Below are 23699 nucleotides of genomic sequence, written 5' to 3'. Positions count from 1 at the left end.
ACCGACGACCGAAAGGCTGGCCGATGACCGCTTCCGTGGCTGCGCTCACCTCCTCCGTCCTCGCCGGTTCGCTCGGTCCGGCTCCATCCACGCTGTCCGTGACGAGCGCGTTCTGGTTGCACCACACGACTCGGCTGCCGGGCGCTGAGGTGACGTACCGGAACTACTACGTCCTGCTCCGCGTGGGTGAGGTGTTCGGCGCCTGCTCCTTCGAGGCGGGCGAACTCGATCCGTCGTACTGCGCGGATGCGTCTGGGGTTTCGCTGGACGAGTTGATCGCCGATGGTCCGTTGCCGGTGCGGATCGCAGCGCTGGACGCCTATCTCGCCTCGGTGGACCCGCATCATTCGGCAGCCGGAGCCGAGGAGATCGTGCTCCCCGCCGGTACGCCGGACGTCCGCGCACGGGCTCGGGATGCGGCTGTTGCCGGGCTGCTCGACGTTCGACCGGGCTGGAAGGTCGCGCTGATCGGAGTGGTGAATCCGCTCGTCGACGCGATCACCGCGCGAGGTGGGATCTGCCTGCCCTGCGACTTCAACCTGCGCGAGACGGCGTCCGGGCTGCCGGTCTCTCGCGACATGACCGAGGTCATCGACGCCGCCGACGCGGTCGTGGCAACCGGAATGACCTTGTCCAACGGGAGTTTCGACGTCCTCCTGGATCGTTGCCGCCAGCAATCGAAGCCGTTGGCGATCTATGCGCAGACCGGCAGCGCCGTTGTCCGCGCCTTTCTCGGCTTCGGAGTCGCCGCCCTCTCGGCCGAGCCCTTTCCCTTCTCCCAGTTCAGTTCCCGCCCCACCACCCTCTATCGCTACCCCTCCAGGACGGACACATGAGCAGCACCAGTCAGAACCGAGTCGTCGGCGGGCGGCCGACGGAAGTGCCTGGGGATTTGTGGATGGTACGGCGGTTGTGGCCGTTCCTGGTGGCTTCGGCGGTGAGCTTGATTCCGTTCACGGTGTTCGGGATGTACCTGGTGCCGATCGCGGCCGCGGCTGGTGGCGATGTGGCCGAGGTTGGAGGGTTGCGCGGCCTGGGTGGATTGGCCGCGTTGGTGGTCGGGTTCTTGGTGGCGCCGCTGATCGACCGGTTGGCGCGGGAGTTGGTGGCTGCGGGCGGGTTGGCGCTGCTGGGGGTCTCGGCGGCGCTTGGTGCTGTGGGCAACGTGTTTGCGCTGGCGGCGTTCTGCTTGTTGATCGGGGCATCCACCTCGATCCTGGCGCCGTCGATCGGTGCGGCGGCGGCCGACCGGTTCACCTCTCCAGCGGCGGCAGGGCGGGCCGCGACGCTCGTGTCCGCGACCACCTCGATGATGGCGATGCTGGCTGCGCCGGTTCTCGCCGTACCAGGGCTGCTGTGGGGCTGGCGGGGAAACCTGCTCGCCGCTTCGATCGTCTCGCTCGCGTTGTCGGCCGCGTTCTTCTTGCGTGGTCGTGGCCGGAAGGCACCGCTGCGGGTGGGCGACAGCCAGCGGATGAGCTACCTCACGACGTACCGCGAGTTGGCCCGGATCCCCGGCGCGCTCCCGCTGCTCGTCGTCGCGATGCTGCGGACGGCTGCCTTCATGGGATACCTGGCGTACCTCGCCGCGTTCTACGACGAGAAGTTCGACCTCGCACCAGGCTGGTTCGCACTCGTCTGGTCGCTGAGCGGCGCGTCGTTCTTCCTCGGCAACTTCCTGGCCGGCCGCTACATCGCGCTCGAACGTCCGTGGATCGGCCCGGAGAAGATGCTGCTCATCGGCCTCACTGTCGCGCTAACCAGCGTCGCTCTCTTCTACTTCTCCCCGACCCTTCCGCTGACTCTTCTCCTGACCGCACTTCTCGGCGCCAGCCACGCGACCGTCGCCGCCTGCATCACGACTCTTTTGGTCCGTCGCAGTGGCGACCTCCGCGGCTCGGCCCTCAGTGTCAACGCCGCGGGGATGAGCCTTGGCACGTTCCTCGGTGCGGCCATCGGCGGTCTCGGCCTTGGCCTCGGCGGCTACCCGGGCACAGCAGTGGCGTTCTCCGCGATCACGCTCATCGCGATCCTGTTCGCCGTCCGAGTACGCCGTACACCGACCTGACCTGACCCCCGGCGGTCAGGGAGCCGATCCGGACAATTCAGGCTCCGTTTCGGTCCTGTCTCGATATATCGTTCGGTCTTATGGAGAACCTGCCCGACCGCCAGAACCCGCATGCGCGCCTGCGTGCGTCCGACACCGATCGCGACCAGGTCGTCGACGTACTGCGGGACGCCCTCATGTCGGGGCGGTTGTCTCAGGACGAGCATGCCGAGCGGCTGGAGCAGACGCTGCAGGCCAAGACCCTCGGCGAGCTGGAGCCGATCACCAGTGATCTGGTCATCCCGGGCGGGACGACACCGCTGCCGACGCCGATGGCCCAGCCGGCGACGTCGAACAGTCCAGTCCCGATCGAGGAGCCGGCGAACCCGCAGGACAGCTTCGACACCATGCTGGCGATCTTCGGCGGCGGTGAGCGGACGGGGCGTTGGCGGGTGAAGCGGCGTACCAACGCGGTCGCGGTGTTCGGCGGGCACGACCTGGATATGACCGACGCGGTGTTCGAGGGCCGCGAGGTGACGGTCTGGGCGTTCGCCGTGTTCGGCGGGATCGACATCACCGTCCCCGAGGGCGTCTCCGTCCGCAACGAGGGCGTCGGCGTCTTCGGCGGTTTCGGAGCCCGCGGGAGCGACAACCCGCACCCCGACGCGCCCGTCGTCGTGGTCAAGGGCCTGGCCCTCTTCGGCGGCGTCGGCGGCCAGTCCTCCGCCAAACGCCACAAGAAGCGCTTCAAGAACCACGGCGAACTCGGCCACTGACTGTCACACCATCCGGGCTAGCCTTTCGCGCATGACCGGCCGGCCGTTCGTCCCCTCCGACTTCGTCGTCCCCACTGAGCTGATCAGGCCGCAGTTCCGGCTGGAGCCGCTCGGCCCCGAGCACAACGCCGCCGACTACGCTGCGTGGACCGGCAGCATCGACCACATCCGCTCGACCCCGGGCTTCCAGGGCCGTTGGCCGCCGGCCGACGGTATGAGCCTGGAGGCGAACCTGGGCGACCTGCAGCGTCACGCCGACGACTTCGCCCGGCGCCGGGGATTCACCTACACCGTGCTCGAGACCGGCAGCGGCGACGTGATCGGTTGCGTGTACATCTATCCGTCCCGCGCCGACGAGCAGATCGCGGATGTTCGTTCCTGGGTCCGCGTCGAGCGAGCCGAGTTGGATGTGGCTGTCTACGAAGCCGTCAGTTCCTGGCTGGCCACGCTCTGGCCGTTCGAGACGATCGACTACGCGTCCCGGTGAGTCAGATCCAGGATTTGAACCACATTCGGCTGAGCCAGTCGGCGTGGGGGAGGACCTTGTCGGTGAGGATCGGCCAGATGTAGGCGAAGTTCAGTACGACCAGGACGACGAAGGCGCCGACGACCGCGCTGCCGATCAGGCGGCGTGGTGTCGCGTTGCCGAACGCCGATCTGGCCGGGCCGAGGATCTTGCCGAGCACCAGCGCCAGCGCCATCACGGTGAACGGGATCATCGTGACCGCGTAGAAGAAGAAGATCGGTCTGTCGTCGAACGCGAACCACGGCACCCAGCAGGTGACGTAGCCGACGATCGGTATCCCGAATCTCCAGTCCCGCGAGCCTATCCACAGCACCAGAGCCGCGATCAAGGCGAGCGCTCCGCCCCACCACAGGATCGGCGTACCGAGGGCAGAGATCACCGACAGGCAGTTCTGGCCGGCCGGCGGGTTGCAGCCCGGCGTTCCCGGCTTGATGTCGTTGACCGCGTCGAACCCGATCGGGCGGGCGATGATCGGCCAGCCGGCCGGATTCGAGGCGTACGGGTGGGTCGCGTTCTTGATGTAGTCGCCGGTATGGAAGGCGAGCACTTCCTGATGGTAGTGCAGCAGCGACCGGAAGTCGTCCGGGACGACCTTCATCACCCCGGTCGCCGGATTCTTGGACGCATAGTCGTGGTCGTAGGCGTTGTCGTGCAGCAGCCAGCCGGTCCAGGTCGCCAGATACGTGACGCCCGCGACCAGCACGATGCTGATGAACGCGGGGATGCCGTCGACCAGCACGGACTTCAGGAACGCCAGCCGTACGCCGAGCGCGCGCCGGGCACCATAGTCCCAGGCGAAGACGAGGATGCCGAAGCCGGCCAGCACCCACACCGCGGACCACTTGGTGCCGAGCGCGAGGCCGAAGCAGACACCGGCCAGGATCCGCCAGGGCCGGAACAGCAACCAGCGGCCCAGCCCGCGGCGCTCGCCGTCGGCGACCGGGGTGTCGAGGGACTTCGCATGCCGGCGCCGGGTCCAGTCCCGGTCGGCGACCAGGCAGGACACCGCGGCGACCAGCCAGAACGCCAGGAAGATGTCGAGCAGCGCGACCCGGGACATCACGAAGTGCAGGCCGTCGACCGCGAGCAGGATGCCCGCGATGCTGCCGATCAGGGTCGACCGGGTCATCCGCCGTACGGTCCGGATCACCAGCAGCACGGTCAGCGCGCCGAACAACGCCGGCATGAAGCGCCAGCCGAACGTGTTCATCCCGAACAGTTGCTCGCCGGCCGCGATCATCCACTTGCCGACCTCGGGGTGCACGGTCAGGCTCGGGGTGTCCTTGAAGACGTCCAGGTTGCCGGCCAGGATCGCCTTGTCCGCGGCGCCCTCCGGCTGGTCGATGAACTGCCGGGCGTAGCCGAACTTCAGCAGGCTGAAGGCGTCCTTGGCGTAGTACGTCTCGTCGAAGACGAACTTGGCCGGGTCGCCGAGGTGCCAGAACCGGATGAACGCGGCCAGCGCGGTGATCGCCAGGGTGGCGATCCAGCCGCCCTCGAAGTCGCGCGGCATCGGCGGGTACAGCCGTTCCTTGAGCGGTGGCAACCGTCTCCCGAGCACGTCCCGCCCCAGCGTCTCCCGCCCGGCGGTAGCGTCCGCACGGCGCGCGGTTCCGTCCTCGATCACAGCAGTCACGCCCGCCATGGTACGGACGCGCCGGTCACCCCGCTGCAATGAAGGTGCAGATCGACAGGAGGTAGCGGCCGAAATCGCGCCCGCCGAGTCGGGCTTAGGCGGGAGCTCGGCCTTCAAAACCGGCTACCTCCTGTCGAGATGCACGCGCCCTAGACTCAGCGGCATGACCGGGCGATTGGTGTTGGCGGGAACTCCGATCGGGGACGTGCAGGACGCGTCGCCACGGCTCGGACGGACGTTGGCTGCGGCGGATGTGGTGGCTGCGGAGGACACCCGCCGGTTGCGGCGGCTGACGACCGACCTCGGGATCGCGATCGCCGGGCGGGTGATCAGCTACTTCGAGGGGAACGAGCGGGAGCGCACACCGGAGCTGCTGGAGGCGCTGACCTCGGGTCAGACCGTCGTGGTGGTGACCGACGCGGGGATGCCGAGCGTCTCTGATCCCGGATACCGGCTGGTGGCCGCAGCGATCGACGCCGGCGTCGAGGTGACCGCCGTACCGGGGCCGTCCGCGGTGCTGACCGCCCTCGCGCTGTCCGGTCTCCCGGTGGACCGGTTCACTTTCGAGGGGTTCCTGCCGCGGAAACCGGGGGAGCGCGCCCGGCGGCTGGCGGACCTGGCGGACGAGCCGCGGACGATGGTGTTCTTCGAGGCACCGCACCGGCTGACCGCGTCCCTCGAGGCGATGGCGGAGGCCTTCGGCGCGGATCGTCGTACGGCGGTCTGCCGGGAACTCACCAAGACGTACGAAGAGGTCAAACGCGGCCCGCTGGACGAGCTCGTGACCTGGTCCAAGGACGGCGTCCGGGGCGAGATCACGGTCGTCGTGTCCGGCGCGGACCCGGACAAGGTCCTCACCCCGGCCGAGCTCGCCGCGGAGGTCGCCACCGACGAGGAGGCGGGTACGCCGCGCAAGCAGGCCATCTCGGACGTTGCCAAGCGCTTCAACGTCCCGAAACGGACCGTGTACGACGCCGTCCTGGCCGCTCGAGACCCTGGTCAGAGGCACTAGCCCGGCCCACTACCCTTTAAGGCATGTCCGAGAAGGCCTATTACGTCACCACCCCGATCTACTACGTCACGGCACCGCCGCACATCGGCAGCGCCTACACGACGGTGGCCGGGGACGTCCTGACCCGTTGGCACGCCCAGCGTGGCGAGCAGAAGTGGTACCTGACCGGTACCGACGAGCACGGCGAGAAGGTGATGCGCAGCGCCGAGGCGCAGGGCATGTCCCCGCAGGCCTGGACGGACAAGCTGGTCGAGGAGTCCTGGAAGCCGGCCTGGGTCGACGTCGACATCGCGTACGACGACTTCATCCGGACCACCGAGCAGCGTCACACCGAGCGCGTCCGGGAGTTCTGGCAGAAGCTCTACGACAAGGGCGACGTCTACAAGGGCGAATACGAAGGCCTGTACTGCGTCGGCTGCGAGGAGTTCAAGCTGCCGACCGACATCCGCACCGACGAGGACGGCACCCAGCGGTGCATGATCCACGGCACCGAGCTGGAGAAGGTCTCCGAGACCAACTACTTCTTCCGGCTCTCGGCGTACGCCGACAAGCTGCTCGAGCTGTACGAATCCCAGCCGGACTTCGTCGCTCCCGCCAGCGCCCGGAACGAGGTGATCGCGTTCGTCAAGCAGGGTCTGCAGGACCTGTCGATCACGCGGTCGACCTTCGACTGGGGCATCCCGGTGCCGTGGGACGAGGACCACGTCCTGTACGTCTGGATCGACGCGCTGCTGAACTACGTGACGGCGGCGGGCTACGGCACCGACCCGGAGCGGTTCGAGCGGTTGTGGCCGGCGAACGTCCACCTGGTCGGCAAGGACATCCTCCGGTTCCACGCGGTGATCTGGCCGGCCATGCTGATGGCCGCGGAGGTCGCCGTACCGAAGCAGGTGTTCGCGCACGGGTGGCTGCTGGTCGGCGGCGAGAAGATGAGCAAGTCCAAGCTGACCGCGATCGCGCCGCACGAGATCACCGACCACTTCGGCTCGGATGCCTTCCGCTACTACTTCCTGCGCACGATCCAGTTCGGGTCGGACGGGTCGTTCTCGTGGGAGCACCTCAGCGCGGTCTACACCTCCGAGCTCGCGAACGGTCTGGGCAACCTGGCCAGCCGGATCGCGGCGATGGTCGGGAAGTACTTCGACGGTGCGCTGCCGGAGCCGACGGACCACGGACCGGCCGAGCAGGCGCTGGCCGACAAGCTCGCGCAGACCGTCGCGACCGCGGACAAGGCGATGGACACGCTCGCGTTCCAGGACGCCCTGGCCGCGATCAACGAGCTGGTCGGCGCGGTCAACGGCTACGTGACCGAGCAGGAGCCGTGGAAGGTCGCGAAGGACGAGTCCCAGCGGGACCGCCTGGCCACGATCCTGTACTCCGCCGCCGAGGCGCTGCGGGCGGTCGCCGTACTGCACAACCCGACGATGCCGAAGTCGGCCGCGAAGCTGTGGACCCTGCTCGGCGCCGAGGAGAAGCTCGGCGCGCTCAAGGACCAGCGCGTTCAGGACGCCGCCACCTGGGGCCAACTCCCCGCCGGCGCCACCCTGACCAAGGGCGACGCTCTCTTCCCGCGCCTCGAAGAGAGCTAGGAGACCCGCCCTGGGCCGGCGCGAGGCAGGGAGCCCGGCCACGCCCTCGGCGAACTCGTCGCCCTTGTCCCGCTCAGTGGAAGCGGTGAGGCGGGACTCCGCCTCACCGCCGGCCCGGATCTCCCTCCGAACCCAGGACGTCAGAGACGGGTGATCTCACCCGGACGTCCGGACTGCCAATGCGATGGCAGGAACATCCGCGCCTCGTTGCGGCAGATGCCCTGGCAGATGGCGCACGCGACGGCGCGGCAGGCGAAGACCGCCCAGACCCCGTTCGGCTCCGGCAGTGCGCGGTCCTTCTCCGCCATCGGGATCTTGCAGTGCAGGCACCGGGGCCCGCCCGGCTGACCGATCGCGCGGACCATCCGAGTGCGGGACCGGGGCGCCGGCACGCAGATCGGTTCCGGCACCGCCGGCACCCCGAACATCCGTCGAAGGACTAGCCAGACAGCCCGGATGCCCCTGATCGGGAGCGGTCCGACGTGCAGGCGGATGTCGGGTCCGGACGGGCGCACCTTTGCAGGTCCGGTGTAGGCGACGGGATAGCGGCGAGGTCGATTCGGTGTGGGTGCCGGTCTGGCCCCACGTGGCTGCTGTGTGTTCACTGGTCCCCCTCCAGGGCCGATCCGGGATCGCCGGGTCGAGCCCACCGATGGTGCTCCGATACGACCAACAGTCGAGCAGCGCGGCTCACGTGGGTAGCCGCGCGCAGATGTCCGTACAAACCCGTACGCCGACGTACTGACCCGGGCGGACTCGTGCTGTAACGTCGTGATCACTCCCTGTGGGAGTGGGGCTTTGAGGGGGCCGCGATGGGGGATCGGGCAATTGAGCCACGGGAAGCGAATCCGGATCACGTCCACACGCGTACGCAGTTCTCCGACGAACTGACCGTGCTGCGAAGCCAGGCCGGACTGACCGTACGAGACATCTCGAAGGCGATCGACGGAAGTCAGCCGCACAGCACCCTGGGCGAGTGGTTCGCCGGACGGAGTGTTCCATCAAACGCTTCGAAGGCCTTGCTGGTAAGGGTTCTGCGCGAGTGCGGCGTCACGTCGGACAGTGAGGTCGAGCGTTGGCTTCAGGCCTGGCGCCGGGTCCGGCAGGCACCGGGCCCGAGAGGAGGAACGACACCGTACCGGGGGCTGGCGAGCTTCCAGCCTCAGGACGCCGACTGGTTCTTCGGTCGTGAGGCTCTGACCGAGGAGGTGGTGGGGCAGGTCATGAGTCTGCACGCGGGCGGTGGCGGACTGCAGATCGTCGTCGGAGCATCGGGCTCGGGCAAGTCCTCGTTACTGCGGGCCGGCGTCGTACCGGCGCTGAACAATCGGGCCGGGCGCGCGTGGCAGGTGGCCCTGCTGACGCCCGGGGCCGAACCCCTGCGGCAGTTGACTTCCGCACTGACCACTGCGATGGACAACGCGCCGGATCGTCTGCTGATCGTCGTGGACCAGTTCGAGGAGCTGTTCACGATGTGCCTCGACGAGGAGGAACGTCGCCAGTTCATCGCGGAGTTGGTCGCGGCGGCGCACGCACCGGCACCGCGGCCCGCGCCTGACGTGGCACTTCCCGTCGCGACCGTCGTCCTCATCGGTCTGCGCGCGGACTTCTACCCACAGGCCTTGCGGTACTCCGCGGTGGCGAACGCCCTGCAGAACGCGCAGTTCGTGGTGGGGCCGCTGAGCGAGCGCGAGCTGAGACGCGCGATCGCGGAGCCGGCCGCGAAGGCCAACGTGCAACTCGACGAGGGACTGGTCGAGCTGTTGATCAGGGAGGCGGCGCCCGGTACGGCGCAGGTGGGGGCGACGCAGTCCGAGGTCGTCGCGCTGCCGTTGCTGTCGCATGCGCTGCTCGCGACCTGGCAGCGTGCGGAGCGCGGTCGGATGACGATCCGCGGGTACCTGTCCACGGGTGGGATCAAGGGAGCCGTCGCGGAGACCGCCGAGGCGGTGTACCGCGATCTCAGCACGGAGCAGCAGGCTGTCGCCGAGCGGATGTTCCTGCGTTTCGTCAACCTGGGCGACGACACCGCCGACACCCGGCGCAAGGTGGGACGCGCCGAGTTGAGCGGCGCCGGTGACGCCGTCGCCGAGCTGGACGAAGTCATCGAACACTTCGTCGGAGCGCGTCTGCTCACCATGGACGCGGACACGGTCGAGATCAGTCACGAAGCTCTGCTCACCGCCTGGCCACGCCTGCAACGCTGGATCGACAGCGACCGGGACGGGATCCGGCGCCATCGGCAGCTCGCCGACGCCGCCAAGCAGTGGCGGGATCTCGATCACGACCAGGGCGGCCTCTACCGCGGTGGCAAGCTCGCCGCGGTGCGTGACTGGGCGGCCCCGGGGGTGTCGGCTCGCGATCTGAACGCGCTCGAGCGGGAGTTCCTCGGCGCCAGTCTGACCGCCGAGCGAGACGAGCAGGCGGCGACCCGGCGCCGGACGCACCGGCTGCAGAAGATGGTCGCCGCGCTCGCCGCGCTGGCGCTCACGACGGCGACGCTGGCCGGCTACGCCTTCTGGAAACGCGGCGCGGCCGACAGAGAACGCGACCTGGCCATGTCGCGGCAGGTCGCGATCACCGCGGACCGTCTGCGGGCGACCGACCCGGCACTGGCCGCGCGCCTGTCGCTGGCGTCGTACACGATCGCTCCGACGACGGAGGCGAGATCGAGTCTTCTCGGGGCGACCGGTACTCCGCCGGTGACGCGGATCGTGCGTCCGTCGAAGGGCGCGCAGAGCGTCGTACTCAGCCCGGACGGCCGCACCATGTTGGCCGCCGGCACCGGACCGAGTGACACCGCGATCCTGACGTGGGACCTGAGCGATGCCCGGCATCCACGGCTGGTCGGACGGCCGCTCACCGACCACACGCTGCCGGTTTTCGGCCTGGCCGTCAGCCCGGACGGCCGCCTGCTGGCGACCGGTGGCCGAGACCAGCGGGTGCGGCTGTGGAACGTCGAGGATCCCGGCCGGCCGGTCGCGCTCGGTGTACTCCCTGCCGGTCCGGCCGGCACTGTCTACTCACTGGCGTTCAGTCCTGACAGCCGGACTCTGGCGGCAGGCAGCTCCGACCGTACGGTCCGGCTGTGGGATGTTGGCGACCCGGATGAGGTCGTCCCGTTGGTGTCCCTGCCGCCGCTGGCGGCTTTCGCTCAGAGCGTCGTCTTCAGTCCCGACGGAGTCGTCCTCGCCGCTGGGGACGCGGCGGGCACGGTGTCGCTCTGGGACGTCCGGGACCTGCGGAACCCTCGCTCGCTGAACCACCTGCAGGCCGGATCGACACAGCTCAATGCTCTGCGGTTCTCGACCCGGGGACGGTTGCTGGCCGTCGGCGGCGTCAAGGGACTGCTCCAGCTGTGGGACCTGACGAACCCGCTGAAGCCGGTCCGCACCACGTCGCAGATCCAGGCGCCGGACAACTGGGTGAACGCGATCGCCTTCAGTCCTGACGACAAGCTGGTGGCGATCGGCAGTTCGGAGAACGTCGCTCAGGTCTGGGAACTGGCCACCGGGCGCCGGGTCGCCACGTTGCCGCATGCGGAACCGGTGTCCTCGGTCGCGTTCACGAACGACGGCCGGACTCTCCTGACCTCCGGGTACGACGGGGTCGCGCGGCTGTGGTCGATTCCTGGCCCCGTGATCACCGGCCCTACCGCAACGGTGGCGGCTGTTGCCTTCAGCCCCGACAACCGGTCACTGGCCACCTTCGGTGGCGGTGGCTTCCTCGTGAACGTCTCGCAGCCACATGCGCCGGTCGCGCTCGGGCCGGCCCTGTCGTCCCCCTTGGCCGACGAGCCGATCGGCGGGGCGGGGGCGTTGAGCCCGGACGGGAAGATTCTGGCCGGCGGGACCACAGGCACCTCCGTCGTCCTGTGGGACGTGACCGACCCGGCCGATCCGAAGCCGCTCGGTTCCCCGTTGAAGGGGCCGGGGGCCGTGGTCGAGTCCCTCGCCTTCAGCCCTGACAGCCGGATCCTGGTGGCTGGTTCCGACGACGGCAGGGTGTACCTGTGGGATCTCAGCGTTCCAGGGCAGGCGAAGGCACTCCCCGTCGCGCCGGGTGCGGAGAACAACTACGTGTACATGGTCGCTGTCAGCCCTGACAGCCGGACGCTCGCAGGTGTCACGGCGGACGGGGTGATCCGGTTGTGGGACATGTCCGATCCGCAGCGGTTGCGCGCCCTCGCTACGGTGAAAGGCTCGGCCGATCTGCTGTATTCAACGGCCTTCAGTCGCGACGGCAAGCTGCTCGCTACCGGTAGCGCCGACGGCACCGTGCAGCTGTGGGACGTGACCGACCCCGCCGCCCTGAGCGCGCTCGGCGACGCGCTGCAGGGGCCGGACGGGACCGTGACCGCAGTCGCCTTCGGACCCGACCACCGGACCCTGGCTGCGAGCACACGCAGTGGTCAGGTCTGGTTCTGGGACGTCGGGAACCCGCGGCACCCCGAGACACAGGCGATTCTCAAAGCGTCCGATGCGGCGGTGTGGGCGGTCGGGTTCAGCCCCGACGGCCACACCGTCGTCACCGGAGGCTCGGATCGTACGGTCAGACTCTGGGAGATGGATCCCACGGAGGTGGTCGAGCAGCTCTGCGCGGCCGGCGGTGACTCCGTGTCCGAGGACGAATGGGCGAAGTACCTGCCGGGCGTTCCGTACCGACCAGTGTGCTGACCACCGCGGTAAACCAGTCGCTGGCGGGTGGTCGGGCTTCTACAGTCGGGCGCATGACCAGCATCCTGTCCGCCGTGGCCTGGCCGTACGTGAACGGTCCCAGGCACATCGGCCATGTCTCCGGCTTCGGCGTTCCGTCCGATGTGTTCAGCCGGTACCAGCGGATGGCTGGGAACGACGTACTGATGGTGTCCGGGACCGACGAGCACGGTACGCCGATCCTCGTCCAGGCGGAGCGGGAAGGCGTCACCCCGCGGGAACTCGCCGATCGGTACAACCGGGTCATCGTCGAGGACCTGCAGTCGCTCGGGCTGTCGTACGACCTGTTCACCCGGACCACCACGCGCAACCACTACGCCGTGGCGCAGGAGTTGTTCAGAACCGTTCACCGCAACGGATATCTCGTCCCACGGACCGGGATGGGCGCGATCTCGCCGTCGACCGGCCGCACCCTGCCGGACCGCTACATCGAGGGCACCTGCCCCATCTGCGGGTACGACGGTGCGCGCGGCGACCAGTGCGACAACTGCGGCAACCAGTTGGACGCGATCGACCTGCGAAACCCGCACAGCCGGATCAACGGTGAGACGCCGGTGTTCGTGGAGACCGAGCACATCTACCTGGATCTCCCGGCCCTGGCCGACGCGCTCGGAGCCTGGCTGCGGACTCGGACCGGCTGGCGGCCGAACGTCCTCAAGTTCGCGCTGAACCTGCTGGACGACGTACGCCCGCGGCCGATGACGCGGGACATCGACTGGGGCATCCCGGTGCCGCTCCCTGGCTGGGAGGACAACCCGAACAAACGGCTGTACGTGTGGTTCGACGCGGTGATCGGCTACCTCTCGGCGAGTATCGAGTGGGCCCGGCGGACAGGCGATCCGGAGGCCTGGCGGAAGTGGTGGTCCGATCCGGAGGCCCTGTCCTACTACTTCATGGGCAAGGACAACATCACCTTCCACGCGCAGATCTGGCCGGCCGAACTGCTCGGCTACAACGCCTCGCCCGGCCCGTACGGCGTCCTGAACCTGCCGACCGAGGTGGTCAGCAGCGAGTACCTGACCCAGGAAGGGCGGAAGTTCTCGTCCTCCCGGTCGGTGGTGATCTACGTCCGCGACGTCCTGGAGCGATATGGCCCGGACGCGTTGCGGTACTTCATCGCCGTCGCCGGGCCGGAGACGCACGACTCCGACTTCACCTGGTCGGAGTTCGTCCGCCGGAACAACGACGAACTGGTCGGCACCTGGGGCAACCTGGTGAACCGGACCGCGTCGATGATCGCGAAGGACTTCGGCGCGATCCCGGCGGCCGGCGAGCTGACCCCGGTCGATCGCGAACTGCTTGCCAGCAGCAAGGAAGCGTTCGGCACGGTCGGCGATCACCTCGGACACCATCGGCTCCGGCTCGGGATCGGGGCAGCGATGAAGAACGCCGCGGACGCCAACCAGTACCTCTCCCAGCAGGCGCCCTGGAAGGAGTCCGATCAGGAGCGGAAGGCAACGATCCTGCACGTCGCGGCGCAGGTGGTGGCCGACAGCAACCGGTTGCTCGCGCCGTTCTTGCCGCACTCGGCGCAGAAGGTGCACGAAACGCTGGGCGGGACCGGGGCCTTCCAGCCGCAGCCGGAGGTTCGCGAGGTCGATGATCTGGACGGCGGGCCGTCGTACCCGATCATCACCGGCGACTACACCGCGCAACCACGCTGGGAGTCAGAGCCCGTCGTACCGGGAACAGCTGTGCGGCCGCCTACGCCGGTCTTCACGAAGCTGGGGCCGGAAGTGGTCGACGCGGAACTGACGCGTTTGTACAAGCGCGAAGGCGACGACGGTCGTACGGTCGAAGCAGAAAGGAGCTGATGACAATGACCGGCTACCTGGCGACTGCCGAGACCGACATCGCGGCGACTCCTGCGCAGGTCTGGGAGGTGCTGACCGATCCGAAGCAACTGAAGCAGCTGTGGTTCGGTGCCGAGGTGGAAACGGACTGGCAGGTTGGCAGCCCGATCACCTGGAGTGGCGAGTGGGAGGGCAAGCCGTACCAGGACAAGGGCGAGATCCTCGAGATCGCGTCCGGCCGCCTGCTGCGGCTGACGCATTTCAGCCCGTTGACCGGACAGCCCGACGTGCCCGAGAACTACCACACGCTCACCTACGAGTTGACCGGTGACGACGCGACCCACCTCAAGCTCACGCAGGACAACAACGCGAGCGAGGAGGAGGCGAAGCACTCCCAGGGCATGTGGGAGATGCTCGTGGCCAAGGTCAAGGAGGCCGCGGAAGGTCAGTAACCTGGGCCGTATGTCTGCTGATGGTGTGGAGGTCGACCGGCCGACCCGGGAACGCGCGGCGATCGGGGAGGACGGCCGGTCGCGCGACCGGCGTCGTCCGGCGCTGCCCGACCCGCTGCCGATGAGCGTGGTCGACGCGCACTGCCATCTCGACATCGCCGACGGCGAGGACGGCGCCTGGCTGAGCCCGGCCGAGGCGATCCGAATGGCGTCGTCCGTCGGCGTCACCCGGATCGTCCAGGTCGGCTGTGACCTGCCGGGCGCGGTCTGGGCGGTCGAGGCCGCAGAGCAGTACCCGAACCTCATCGCGGGCGTCGCCCTGCACCCCAACGAAGCGCCGAAACTCAAGGCGGCAGGGGAGTTGGACAGCGCACTGGCCGAGATCGAGCGGCTGGCGCAGACGTCGGACAAGGTCCGCGTGATCGGCGAGACCGGGCTGGACTACTTCCGCACCGGCGAGGACGGGCGGGCCGCGCAGCACGAGTCGTTCGCCGCGCACATCGAGCTGGCGAAGCGGCTGGACAAGACGCTGATGATCCACGATCGCGATGCGCACGACGACATCCTGAAGATCCTGGACCGCGAGGGCGTGCCGGACCGGCTGGTGATGCACTGCTTCTCCGGCGACACCGAGTTCGCCCGCAAATGCGTCGAACGGGGTGCGTTCCTGAGCTTCGCGGGAGTGGTGACGTTCAAGAACGCCCAGTCGCTGCGTGACGCGCTCGCCGTCACCCCGCTCGACCGCATCCTGGTCGAGACCGACGCGCCGTACCTGACGCCGTCTCCCCATCGCGGCCAGCCGAACGCGTCCTACCTGATCCCGCATACGGCCCGGAAGATGGCCGGCGTACTCAACATTTCTGTCGCCGAGCTGTGCGGCGCCCTGAGCGACAACGCAGACCGGGCCTTCGGCGGCTCGTGGTAGACGTCCTCACCGACGCCGACATCACGGCCCGGCTCCAGCCCGCCGCCGCGGTCGGCTGGATGCGCGAGGCGATCCTGGCCGCCCACGAGGGCCGGCTGCACACTCCGCCGCGGGTGAGCACGGACCTGGGCGACGGCAGGCTCGTGTTCACCACCGGAGCGCTGACGGGGGAGTGGTTCGGCTACCGGTCGTACGACTCGTTCGACACCGAGCCCGGCAGTCAGGTTGTCGTCGTGCACGACTGGAGCACCGGCGCAGTCCGAGGCATTGCTTTGGGCAACGAACTCGGTCCGCGACGGGTCGGTGCGATCGGTGGTGTCGCGGTCGACGCGCTGGCGAATCCGGACGCGACGACCCTCGGTCTGATCGGGACCGGCGCCCAGGCATGGACCCAGCTCTGGGCGATCGCCACGGTCCGTCCGCTGTCGTCCGTCGCGATCTTCAGTCGTGACCAGGTACGCCGGACCGCCTTTGCAGCAAGGGTTTCCGCCGAGTTGGGACTGCCCGCGGTCGCGGTGGAGTCGGCCCGGGACGCGGTCGAGGGCCGGGACATCGTCGTACTCGCGACGAACAGCCCGGTGCCGGTGATCGAGGCCGAGTGGATCGCGCCGGGTGCTTATGTGACGACGCTCGGGCCGAAGCAGGTCGGGCGGGCCGAGTTCGGTCCCGACCTGGTTGCCCGGGCGGATGTCGCGGTGACGGACTCGATCGCGCAGACGTCGGCGTACGACCCGCCGTTCATCCTGGTCGGGAGTCCGCAACACGACCGCCTGACCAGTCTCGGTGCGGTGCTCGCCGGGGACGCTCCGGGCCGGACCGGCGCGGAGCAGACGGTGATCTTCTGCTCGGTCGGGCTCGCGGGCACTGAGGCCTACCTGCTGGCGCGGCTGGTAGACAGTGCCCATGGAGTTCAGTGAGGTAGTGCGGCGGCGCCGGATGGTGCGGAACTTCGACCCCGACCGGCCGGTGCCGGCAGAGGTCCGGGAACGGATCCTGGAGAACGGTCTGCATGCCCCGTCCGGTGGCTTCAGCCAGGGGTGGGCGTTCCTGACGCTGGAGGGTGACGAGCGGGAGCGGTACTGGGGAATCGCGGCCGCCGACCCCGACGAGAAGTATGTGGGATGGCTCACAGGACTGCGCCGGGCGCCGCTGCTGATCTTCGCCTTCGCACACAAGGACGCGTACCTCGATCGGTACGCCGAGGCGGACAAGGGCTGGACCGACCGCGACGAGTCCCACTGGACGGCGCCGTACTGGTACGTCGACACCGGGATGGCGGTGCTGCTGATGCTGCAGACGGTCGTCGACGAGGGCCTGGGAGCGTGCTTTTTCGGGCCTCCTGCGGACAAGGTGGGCAAGCTGTACGACGAGTTCGGGGTGCCTGCCGGGTTCGACCTCATCGGCCTGCTGGCGGTCGGCCACCGGGCCCCGGACAAGCGCTCGCCCTCGCTCAAACGAGGCCGCCGGAACACCGCCGAAGTGGTGCATCGAGGGCACTGGGGCCATCACCTGGCGTAACTGGCCCATTACACTATTTTGCGACTCGCCGACGAGAGGATTGGCGCTTCCGGGACATCTTCGTTACTGTCTCGTGATGTTGGCCGGGATCGGGGAAGGTTCCGGGCAGCGCGCCCCTCGGCGATGACCGTGGTCCCCGGGCCCTGAATTACCCGGAGTTTGCGGCCTTACGCCAGCGCTGTCCGACCCCGTGCCCGGGAGGCCCTACCTGGGAGCGTTAGTGCGTAAGTCCATCATCGCGGCCGTCGGTGCGACGGCTGCGTTCGCTGTTGCGGGCGGTTCCGTGGCGTATGCCGCGAAAAGCAAGACCGTGAGCCTGTCCGTCGACGGCCAGGTGCAGAAGGTGCACACCTTCGGTTCCACCGTGGCAGACGCCCTGAAGGCCGAGAAGGTTCAGATCGGCGAGCACGACGTCGTTGCCCCGTCGCCGGACTCGAAGTTGAAGGACGGCCAGGAGATCGCGGTGCAGTACGGCCGCCAGCTGGTCGTCAACGCCGACGGCACCAAGAAGGCGTTCTGGACCACGGCCGACAGCGTGAACGAGGCGCTGGCCGACCTGGGTCTGCGCTACGACAGCGCCGCGGTGTTCTCGACCAGCCGGAGCGCGCCGATCGGGCGCCAGGGCCTGGAGCTCGTGGTGAAGACCCCGAAGACCGTGCAGATCGTGCGGCAGGGCAAGGTCGCGACCGTCAAGTCGATGGCCTCGACCGTCGGTGAGGCTCTCACCGGCGCGAAGATCGCCTGGGACTCCGACGACCGGATCAGCCCGGCGGCGACCACCGCTCTCAAGCCCGGTGTGAACCGGGTCGGGTACGTGAAGGTCGACGTCAAGAAGGTCACCAAGACCCTGGCGATCGCGCACGGGACCGACCAGACCAAGTCGGCCACGATGCTCGAGGGCACCAAGAAGACCACCACGAAGGGGACCGACGGCTCGAAGGCGGTCACCTACGTGTACACCTACCTGGACGGCAAGCTGTCGACCAGCAAGGTGCTCGCGACCAAGGTGGTCACCGCCGCGGTCAACGAGAAGGTCCTCGTCGGCACCAAGGCGAAGCCCGAGGAGCCGACCACCGACGCCGAGCCGCCGGCCAGCGGCAACACCGGTGCCTGGGACCGGATCGCCGAGTGCGAGTCCGGTGGCAACTGGTCGATCAACTCCGGCAACGGGTACTACGGCGGACTGCAGTTCGACCACGGCACCTGGGCGGCCTACGGCGGTACTGCCTACGCCAACAACGCGAACGGCGCGTCCAAGGCGCAGCAGATCGCGATCGCGGAGAAGGTCAAGGCCGACCGCGGCGGGTACGGCGCCTGGCCGGTGTGTGGCAAGCGAGCCTGACACACTGACGGGGTGACCTCGTCTGATTCATCCACTTCCGCCGGACCGAGACTTCTCGGTCCGGCGGAAGTGCGTTCACTGGCCGCCGCGCTGGGCGTCCGTCCGACCAAGCAGCGCGGCCAGAACTTCGTCATCGACCCCAACACGGTCCGCCGGATCGTCAAGGCCGCTGCGCTGACGGCCGGAGAGACCGTGCTCGAGGTCGGTCCTGGGCTCGGGTCGCTGACGCTCGCATTGCTCGCCGCAGGGCATCCGGTCACCGCGGTCGAGATCGATCCGGTGCTCGCGTCCGCGTTGCCGTCGACGATCGCGACGTACGCCCCGGACCAGGCCGCCGACTTCACGGTGGTCGAGGCCGACGCGATGACGGTCGGTCCCGAGCAGATCGGGTCGCCGACGGCGTGTGTCGCCAATCTGCCGTACAACGTCGCAGTACCGGTGCTGCTGCATCTGCTCGAGGTGTCGCCGTCGCTGCGGCACGGGCTCGTCATGGTCCAGTCCGAGGTGGCTGATCGGCTCGCCGCTCCACCCGGTTCGCGGACGTACGGCGTACCGTCTGCGAAGGCCGCCTGGTACGCCGAGGTCCGCCGGGCCGGCCCGGTCGGGCGGAACGTGTTCTGGCCGGCGCCGAACGTCGACTCCGGACTGGTCGCCTTCGAACGGCGGGAGCCGCCGGCGACGAGTGCGAGCCGGGAGGAGGTGTTCGCGGTGATCGAGGCGGCGTTCTCGCAGCGGCGCAAGACCGTGCGCTCGGCACTCGCGCGCTGGATGCCGGACCGCGCTCGCCTCGACGAGGTGTTCCGGGTCACAGGCATCGATCCGGGCCTGCGCGGCGAGATGCTCGGAATCACCGAGTTCGCTGCCATCGCAAGTGCAGGTCGCGACCAGTCACCTGCCTGATGCCCTAGCCTGTCCGCGTGTCACCTTCTGCTGAGGTCACGGTGCGGTCGCCGGCCAAGATCAATCTCGGTCTGTCGGTCGGTCCGCCGCGCCCGGACGGGTATCACCCCGTCGCCACGGTCTACCAGGCCGTTGCCCTGTACGACGATGTGACCGCGGTGGTGCGGGACGACGACGCGGCGGTCTCGGTCGAGGCGGTCGGAGACTTCGCGGCCGACGTACCGACCGACGAGACGAACCTCGCGGTCCGCGCGGCGCGGTTGCTGCAGGCGGAGTACGACGTCGAGGAAGGCGTCGCGCTGACGATCCGCAAGACCATCCCGGTCGCCGGTGGGATGGCCGGCGGATCCACTGACGCGGCAGCGACTCTGGTGGCGTGCAATCGGCTGTGGGGCTTGCAGTTGTCGCAGACCGAGTTGCAGAATCTCGCGGCCGAGCTCGGCAGCGACGTACCGTTCTGCCTGGTCGGCCACACCGCGCTCGGCCACGGCCGCGGCGAGCAGGTCACCGAGGTGATGTCGCGCGGCACGTTCCACTGGGTCTTCGCGATCGCCGAGGGCGGACTGTCGACGCCGGCCGTGTACGGCGAGCTGGACCGGCTGCGTCCGCTCCGCCGGGTCGAGTCGCCCGAGGTACGCCCCGAGCTCCTCACCGCACTACTCTCCGGCCGGCCCGACGCACTCGCAGTTGCCCTCAGCAATGACCTCCAGGCAGCCGCTCTCTCGCTGCGTCCCGAGCTCGGCGACACCCTCCAGTTCGGCCTCGACCAAGGCGCCCTGGCCGCGCAGATCTCCGGCTCCGGTCCGACCTGCCTGTTCCTCGCCGCCGACAGCCGCAGCGCCGTCGACCTGGCCGTAGAACTCGCCGAATCCGGCCTCTGCCGCATGGTCCGCCAAGCCGAAGCCCCCGTCCCCGGAGCCCGAATCCTCCCGGCCCCCGCCAACCGCTAGGCACACTCATGGACGAACTGCAGGAAGAGAATCCTGGCTGGACGCAGGCTGCCGGTCGTGGCTCGCTCGCCGGCCGGATCGTGCTCGCGGATGACTGGGACTCCGCGGAGACCAGTCAAGCGATCGCCGAAGACTTCGATCGCCTGACGTGATCTCCGCCGTAGTGCTCAGCCGCGGAGGGAGTCTGCTGGGGGTGGGGCTAGGGAGGGGGGTACCTCTTCTATTACCGAGGTGCCGGTGGCGCCGTCGAGTCGGTGGTAGTGCTCGGTGAGGGTGAGGGTGCCGGCGGGGGTGTAGGCGGGGGTGCTGGTGACCTGCCCGGCGGTGACGGTGCCGTCGGTGGCGAGTTGGCAGTAGGTGGCGGTGATGACGCCCTCGTCGTCACACATGCCAACGAGGCGGCCGAAGTACAGGCGACCACCGCCGAACTCGGCCCAGATCAGCTTGCCGTTCTGGTGGTAGCGGCCGGTCGGCGCGTCCGGCGGGTTGCCGAGCGGGCGGAAGATCCGGCCGTCGTAGTTCGGGACGTCCATGTCACCGCCCGATCAGGATCGACAGCAACTGGTCCACTCCGGGTGCACCCGCCGCCAGCCCGGTCAGCGTCGCCCGGACCGCGAGCGCCGGATCGAACCCACGCGGCCGCAGCGCCGCCGCACCCCGTCTGACGTCCTCCTCGGCCAGTACAGCGGGCACCGGCGACGTCGTGACCGCACCGTCGAGCAGTGGTCGCACATATGCCTCGAACTCCCGGTACGACGCCACCGTGAAGTCACTCGCGTAGCGGTCGGGCCGGTCCCACGCGAGGTAGAGCCGCACGATGTCGACGTCCTCGTCGTGCAGGAAGTCGTTCGCCCAGATCGCATGGTTCCGGCTGGTCGAGAACTTCGCGCCGTCCAGCGTGTAGAACTCGTTCACCTGCGCCCCGCCGATCGCTTCCGGCGGCACCCCGCAGGCCAGGTACACCGCGGGCCAGAACAGTGCGAAGTAGAACCCGTTGTCGATCCCGTTGAAATGCCACAACGCGCCGACCTCGGACCACGCCCGCGAGGTCTCCTCCAGTCCCAAGGCCCCGGGTTGCAGCGACTGCGCGACTCCGTACACGGTGGACAACCCAACCTCGGCATACACCTCCAGTCGCAGGCCTTCGTGCGGACCGGTGCCCTTCAGTCCCCAGTTCGTCGGATACGCGATCGGTACGTCGGGAAGCCGGTGCTCGAGGTAGTGCGTGACGATCCGGCGGGCGCGGTCCGGGAGTTCGGCGCGCAACCAGATCTCGATGAGTTCCTGGCGGTAGTCCTCCATCGACAGCACCGGGACGTTCGCCTGGAACGGTTTCGGCGCGCCACCGCAGCGGTTGCAGACCAGGTCCACGAGGTTGTCCGCCGAGGTGTAACCGCCACAGCCTTCGCAGCCGCCACCCGCGGCCTCGGATCCACACCAGGCACAGGTGCCGACGACGTACGACTGGTGCAGGGTGCGTCCGCAGTCCTCGCAGGCGAGCAACGTCAGCTTGCGCAGGGGGAACCGGCCGGCCTCGGTCAGGTCGGCCGCGAGGGTGGTGACGCCGTGCTGGTACGCCGTACTTTGCGGGTCGAGGAACACGTCGTACCGGATTCTGGCGGCATCCAGTGCTTCGACGATCTCGTCCCGGTAGGCGGCGGCCAGCTTCTCGACGTCGACGCCCTCCTTCTCGGCGCGGGTCAGCACCCAGTTCTGGTGGACGTCGAAACCGGCGGTCGTCACCACCCGCTCACCGCGCGCCCGCGCTGCCCGGGCCGCGATGTCCGCGGCCAGGTACGGCCCGGACAGGTGCCCGACGTGCAGTGGCCCGTTGGCCGTGGCCGGCGGCACGACGACAACGGTCACACCGGTGGAGGTGGTCATGCGGCGGCTCCTACCTCGGGGCGGCAGTGTGTGCGGCCGAGCCCCGATCACTCTCCTCACAGGGCCGGTCGCAGTCCGCGAGATTACTCCCCGGAGCCGTCACCCGCCAGCCTGAAAACCCTTGAAAACAAGGGGTTTTCAGACCGGCGGGCGAAGCGAACGTTTGACTACGGTGTCTGGAAGAAGCAGCAGCCGCCGGTCGCGCCGGTGGACATGCCGACCACGCCGCCGTCGAGATCACGCGATCCGCGAATCAGGAACCCGCCGAGGCCGCCTGCGACCAGGAACGCACCCCAGGTCAGCAACCACTGCTCGTCCCCGTCATCGGTCAGGAACGTCTCCGGCACGGGACGGATCCGGCGCTGCAGCACCCACGGGTTGCCCATCGCGCTGTCGAGCCGGCCGGCCCACGTCGCCGCGTCGGTCTGCCAGCCGAGCAGTACGCCGTCCCCGCCATGCAGCGAGGTGGGCTTGAGGACGAGCTCGTGCTGGTTGGCGATCGCGTACTCCCGCAGATCGATCTGCTGCCCGTCGATGGTGACCTGACCGGCACGGACCATCCGCGTCCACGGCAGGATGCGGTCGAGGACGGCGAGCTCGTCGGCCGGGTAGCGATCGCGGTACGCCTCGTCGGACAGCAGCGCGAGCGATCCCTTGCTGCCGTACAGCTCGGAGTCCAGTGGGGTGAAGATAGCGACGTGCCCACGTTCGGCCGCCTGCAGGACGGGGTCGAGCATCTCGACCGCACCCGGCTTCAGCAGGTCCTCGATCATGAACAACCGGAACACCACGTCGATCGCCTGATCGCCCAGCCACACCCGGTCGTCCCGGTACGTCAGCGCGTCCACCGGGCAGGGCAGCGCGTCGATCCCCATCGGCGCCAGCATCGCGGCGCTCTTGTGCAACTGGCGCTCGAGGTCGGGGTAGCTGTCCGGGAAGTCGGCGATCGCCATCACCGGCCGTACGCCGGTCGGCACCTTCGCCTCGGTCAGGATGGTCCGGACGACCTCCTCCATCGTCTCGGTGAAGGTGAGGTGATGCTCGTCGGTGAACTCGGCGAAGAACGGCAGCTCCAGCAGCGCCCGGTTCAGCACCGGGTTGTCCACCCCGCCGACGGTGCTGCCCATGTTGATCTCGAGCAGATGGAAGCCCTGTTCGTCCTTGTACAGATCCGCGCGACCCATCCGGCTCGGGGCCGGCCCGCGACCGCGCACGACGGCCTCGGTCTGGGTCTCGGTCAGGCCGACCGCGCGGGCGAACGCCCCGAGGTCGCCGTTGAACACGCGCTCCGGGAGCCGAGTGAGCGCTGAGTGCAGCAGATCCAGGTCGGTGGTCAGGCGGCCGTACTCGGCCGCGTCCAGGAAGGCCGGGCGGCTCAGAGACCGGCCGAGGAACGTGGTGGCGTCGAGCTTCGGGTCGACCGCCACGCGGATCGCGCTCGGCGTGGGACCCCGGGTGATGGCGGCGGCGAGATAGTCGTCCGTCAGAGACATGAGAACTCCTTGTCAACCCCAGCACCCGCCCTGGAAGTCCCGTTCCGCGAAGTATGTAACGGGACCTGGGCGGCTGCGTGGGCGGCAGGTTAATCGGCGCCGATCGCCTTCTGAAAGGGCTGACGGGAAAATCGCTCGCGA

At 68.8% G+C, this 23699-nt stretch carries 21 protein-coding genes; 16 read left to right on the top strand and 5 right to left on the bottom strand.

All coding sequences use genetic code 11. The features are described 5' to 3' along the window. The first annotated feature begins 23 nt into the window (after nt 1-23). From E0H75_RS41100 to E0H75_RS41085, 4 genes are all read left to right on the top strand, one after another. The gene (locus E0H75_RS41100; RefSeq protein ID WP_131519156.1) at nt 24-836 is read left to right on the top strand and encodes a Rossmann-like domain-containing protein; all 813 of its coding nucleotides are present in this window, start codon (nt 24-26) and stop codon (nt 834-836) included. Further along, a complete protein-coding gene (locus E0H75_RS41095) occupies nt 833-2068 on the top strand; it encodes an MFS transporter (RefSeq protein WP_165554436.1) in 1236 nt (411 codons plus the stop codon). Before E0H75_RS41100 ends, E0H75_RS41095 begins: the two co-directional genes overlap by 4 nt. A gap of 80 nt (nt 2069-2148) precedes the next feature. After that, nucleotides 2149-2823 carry a DUF1707 SHOCT-like domain-containing protein gene (locus E0H75_RS41090; RefSeq protein ID WP_131519155.1) on the top strand — a complete coding sequence of 225 codons (675 nt, stop codon included), beginning with the start codon at nt 2149-2151 and terminating at the stop codon, nt 2821-2823. Nucleotides 2824-2854: 31 nt separating this feature from the next. Continuing rightward, complete coding sequence (locus tag E0H75_RS41085; protein ID WP_131519154.1) at nt 2855-3310, top strand: GNAT family N-acetyltransferase; 456 nt, start codon at nt 2855-2857, stop codon at nt 3308-3310. A 1-nt stretch (nt 3311) separates the two neighbouring features. Here E0H75_RS41085 and E0H75_RS41080 read toward each other — a convergent pair whose 3' ends face one another. Further along, nucleotides 3312-4994, bottom strand: coding sequence for a dolichyl-phosphate-mannose--protein mannosyltransferase (locus E0H75_RS41080; protein ID WP_131519153.1), 1683 nt, complete (start codon nt 4992-4994; stop codon nt 3312-3314). Nucleotides 4995-5148: 154 nt separating this feature from the next. Between E0H75_RS41080 and rsmI the strand changes: the two genes are divergently transcribed. Both rsmI and metG (E0H75_RS41070) read left to right on the top strand, forming a co-directional pair. Continuing rightward, nucleotides 5149-5997 (top strand): 16S rRNA (cytidine(1402)-2'-O)-methyltransferase, encoded by an 849-nt coding sequence (rsmI, locus tag E0H75_RS41075; protein ID WP_131519152.1) that lies wholly within the window; start codon nt 5149-5151, stop codon nt 5995-5997. A 23-nt stretch (nt 5998-6020) separates the two neighbouring features. Then, on the top strand, nt 6021-7586 hold the full coding sequence (metG, locus tag E0H75_RS41070; protein ID WP_131519151.1) for a methionine--tRNA ligase: 1566 nt from the start codon (nt 6021-6023) through the stop codon (nt 7584-7586). 140 nt (nt 7587-7726) lie between these two features. Here metG (E0H75_RS41070) and E0H75_RS41065 read toward each other — a convergent pair whose 3' ends face one another. After that, nucleotides 7727-7996: a hypothetical protein gene (locus E0H75_RS41065; protein ID WP_131519150.1), complete on the bottom strand. Its 270-nt coding sequence runs from the start codon at nt 7994-7996 to the stop codon at nt 7727-7729. Between the two features lie 402 nt (nt 7997-8398). Here E0H75_RS41065 and E0H75_RS41060 point away from each other — a divergent pair, with 402 nt between their 5' ends. The 10 genes from E0H75_RS41060 to E0H75_RS43410 all read left to right on the top strand — a co-directional run bounded on the left by E0H75_RS41060 (nt 8399) and on the right by E0H75_RS43410 (nt 20333). Beyond that, entirely contained in the window at nt 8399-12262 is a 3864-nt protein-coding gene (locus E0H75_RS41060; protein ID WP_131519149.1) for an nSTAND1 domain-containing NTPase, read from the top strand. 53 nt (nt 12263-12315) lie between these two features. Further along, nucleotides 12316-14115, top strand: coding sequence for a methionine--tRNA ligase (metG, locus tag E0H75_RS41055; protein WP_131519148.1), 1800 nt, complete (start codon nt 12316-12318; stop codon nt 14113-14115). 5 nt (nt 14116-14120) lie between these two features. Continuing rightward, a complete protein-coding gene (locus E0H75_RS41050) occupies nt 14121-14546 on the top strand; it encodes an SRPBCC family protein (RefSeq protein ID WP_131519147.1) in 426 nt (141 codons plus the stop codon). A 10-nt stretch (nt 14547-14556) separates the two neighbouring features. Then, complete coding sequence (locus E0H75_RS41045) at nt 14557-15471, top strand: TatD family hydrolase (protein ID WP_131519146.1); 915 nt, start codon at nt 14557-14559, stop codon at nt 15469-15471. Next, nucleotides 15465-16388 carry an ornithine cyclodeaminase family protein gene (locus tag E0H75_RS41040; protein WP_131519145.1) on the top strand — a complete coding sequence of 308 codons (924 nt, stop codon included), beginning with the start codon at nt 15465-15467 and terminating at the stop codon, nt 16386-16388. Before E0H75_RS41045 ends, E0H75_RS41040 begins: the two co-directional genes overlap by 7 nt. Beyond that, the gene (locus E0H75_RS41035) at nt 16375-16989 is read left to right on the top strand and encodes a nitroreductase family protein (protein ID WP_131519144.1); all 615 of its coding nucleotides are present in this window, start codon (nt 16375-16377) and stop codon (nt 16987-16989) included. Before E0H75_RS41040 ends, E0H75_RS41035 begins: the two co-directional genes overlap by 14 nt. Before the next feature lie 220 nt (nt 16990-17209). Further along, a complete protein-coding gene (locus E0H75_RS44785) occupies nt 17210-18331 on the top strand; it encodes a resuscitation-promoting factor (protein ID WP_131519143.1) in 1122 nt (373 codons plus the stop codon). A gap of 69 nt (nt 18332-18400) precedes the next feature. Continuing rightward, the gene (rsmA, locus tag E0H75_RS41025; RefSeq protein ID WP_238163571.1) at nt 18401-19231 is read left to right on the top strand and encodes a 16S rRNA (adenine(1518)-N(6)/adenine(1519)-N(6))-dimethyltransferase RsmA; all 831 of its coding nucleotides are present in this window, start codon (nt 18401-18403) and stop codon (nt 19229-19231) included. 17 nt (nt 19232-19248) lie between these two features. Then, nucleotides 19249-20181 (top strand): 4-(cytidine 5'-diphospho)-2-C-methyl-D-erythritol kinase, encoded by a 933-nt coding sequence (locus E0H75_RS41020; RefSeq protein WP_131519141.1) that lies wholly within the window; start codon nt 19249-19251, stop codon nt 20179-20181. An 8-nt stretch (nt 20182-20189) separates the two neighbouring features. Next, entirely contained in the window at nt 20190-20333 is a 144-nt protein-coding gene (locus tag E0H75_RS43410; protein WP_165554434.1) for a hypothetical protein, read from the top strand. Between the two features lie 15 nt (nt 20334-20348). Here E0H75_RS43410 and E0H75_RS41015 read toward each other — a convergent pair whose 3' ends face one another. The 3 genes from E0H75_RS41015 to E0H75_RS41005 all read right to left on the bottom strand — a co-directional run bounded on the left by E0H75_RS41015 (nt 20349) and on the right by E0H75_RS41005 (nt 23558). Then, entirely contained in the window at nt 20349-20714 is a 366-nt protein-coding gene (locus E0H75_RS41015) for an avidin-fold protein (protein WP_131519140.1), read from the bottom strand. Nucleotide 20715: 1 nt separating this feature from the next. Further along, nucleotides 20716-22065 (bottom strand): class I tRNA ligase family protein, encoded by a 1350-nt coding sequence (locus E0H75_RS41010; protein WP_131519139.1) that lies wholly within the window; start codon nt 22063-22065, stop codon nt 20716-20718. Between the two features lie 167 nt (nt 22066-22232). Beyond that, complete coding sequence (locus tag E0H75_RS41005) at nt 22233-23558, bottom strand: hypothetical protein (protein ID WP_131519138.1); 1326 nt, start codon at nt 23556-23558, stop codon at nt 22233-22235. Nucleotides 23559-23699 lie beyond the last annotated feature (141 nt).

It is taken from the genome of Kribbella capetownensis (assembly GCF_004331485.1).
GTDB lineage: Bacteria > Actinomycetota > Actinomycetes > Propionibacteriales > Kribbellaceae > Kribbella > Kribbella capetownensis.
The sequence above is the reverse complement of the archived record's forward strand: the minus strand, read 5'-3'. Positions and strand labels throughout refer to the sequence as shown.

Excerpts from the sequence above, each read along its gene's own strand:
- E0H75_RS41015 (WP_131519140.1), bottom strand. The coding sequence starts at position 20,714 with ATGGACGTCCCGAACTACGACGGCCGGATCTTCCGCCCGCTCGGCAAC.
- E0H75_RS41060 (WP_131519149.1), top strand. The coding sequence starts at position 8,399 with ATGGGGGATCGGGCAATTGAGCCACGGGAAGCGAATCCGGATCACGTC.
- metG (WP_131519151.1), top strand. The coding sequence starts at position 6,021 with ATGTCCGAGAAGGCCTATTACGTCACCACCCCGATCTACTACGTCACG.
- E0H75_RS41085 (WP_131519154.1), top strand. The coding sequence starts at position 2,855 with ATGACCGGCCGGCCGTTCGTCCCCTCCGACTTCGTCGTCCCCACTGAG.
- rsmI (WP_131519152.1), top strand. The coding sequence starts at position 5,149 with ATGACCGGGCGATTGGTGTTGGCGGGAACTCCGATCGGGGACGTGCAG.
- metG (WP_131519148.1), top strand. The coding sequence starts at position 12,316 with ATGACCAGCATCCTGTCCGCCGTGGCCTGGCCGTACGTGAACGGTCCC.
- E0H75_RS41100 (WP_131519156.1), top strand. The coding sequence starts at position 24 with ATGACCGCTTCCGTGGCTGCGCTCACCTCCTCCGTCCTCGCCGGTTCG.
- E0H75_RS41090 (WP_131519155.1), top strand. The coding sequence starts at position 2,149 with ATGGAGAACCTGCCCGACCGCCAGAACCCGCATGCGCGCCTGCGTGCG.
- E0H75_RS41095 (WP_165554436.1), top strand. The coding sequence starts at position 833 with ATGAGCAGCACCAGTCAGAACCGAGTCGTCGGCGGGCGGCCGACGGAA.
- E0H75_RS41035 (WP_131519144.1), top strand. The coding sequence starts at position 16,375 with ATGGAGTTCAGTGAGGTAGTGCGGCGGCGCCGGATGGTGCGGAACTTC.
- E0H75_RS41050 (WP_131519147.1), top strand. The coding sequence starts at position 14,121 with ATGACCGGCTACCTGGCGACTGCCGAGACCGACATCGCGGCGACTCCT.
- E0H75_RS41010 (WP_131519139.1), bottom strand. The coding sequence starts at position 22,065 with ATGACCACCTCCACCGGTGTGACCGTTGTCGTCGTGCCGCCGGCCACG.
- E0H75_RS43410 (WP_165554434.1), top strand. The coding sequence starts at position 20,190 with ATGGACGAACTGCAGGAAGAGAATCCTGGCTGGACGCAGGCTGCCGGT.
- E0H75_RS41080 (WP_131519153.1), bottom strand. The coding sequence starts at position 4,994 with ATGGCGGGCGTGACTGCTGTGATCGAGGACGGAACCGCGCGCCGTGCG.
- E0H75_RS41005 (WP_131519138.1), bottom strand. The coding sequence starts at position 23,558 with ATGTCTCTGACGGACGACTATCTCGCCGCCGCCATCACCCGGGGTCCC.
- E0H75_RS41045 (WP_131519146.1), top strand. The coding sequence starts at position 14,557 with ATGTCTGCTGATGGTGTGGAGGTCGACCGGCCGACCCGGGAACGCGCG.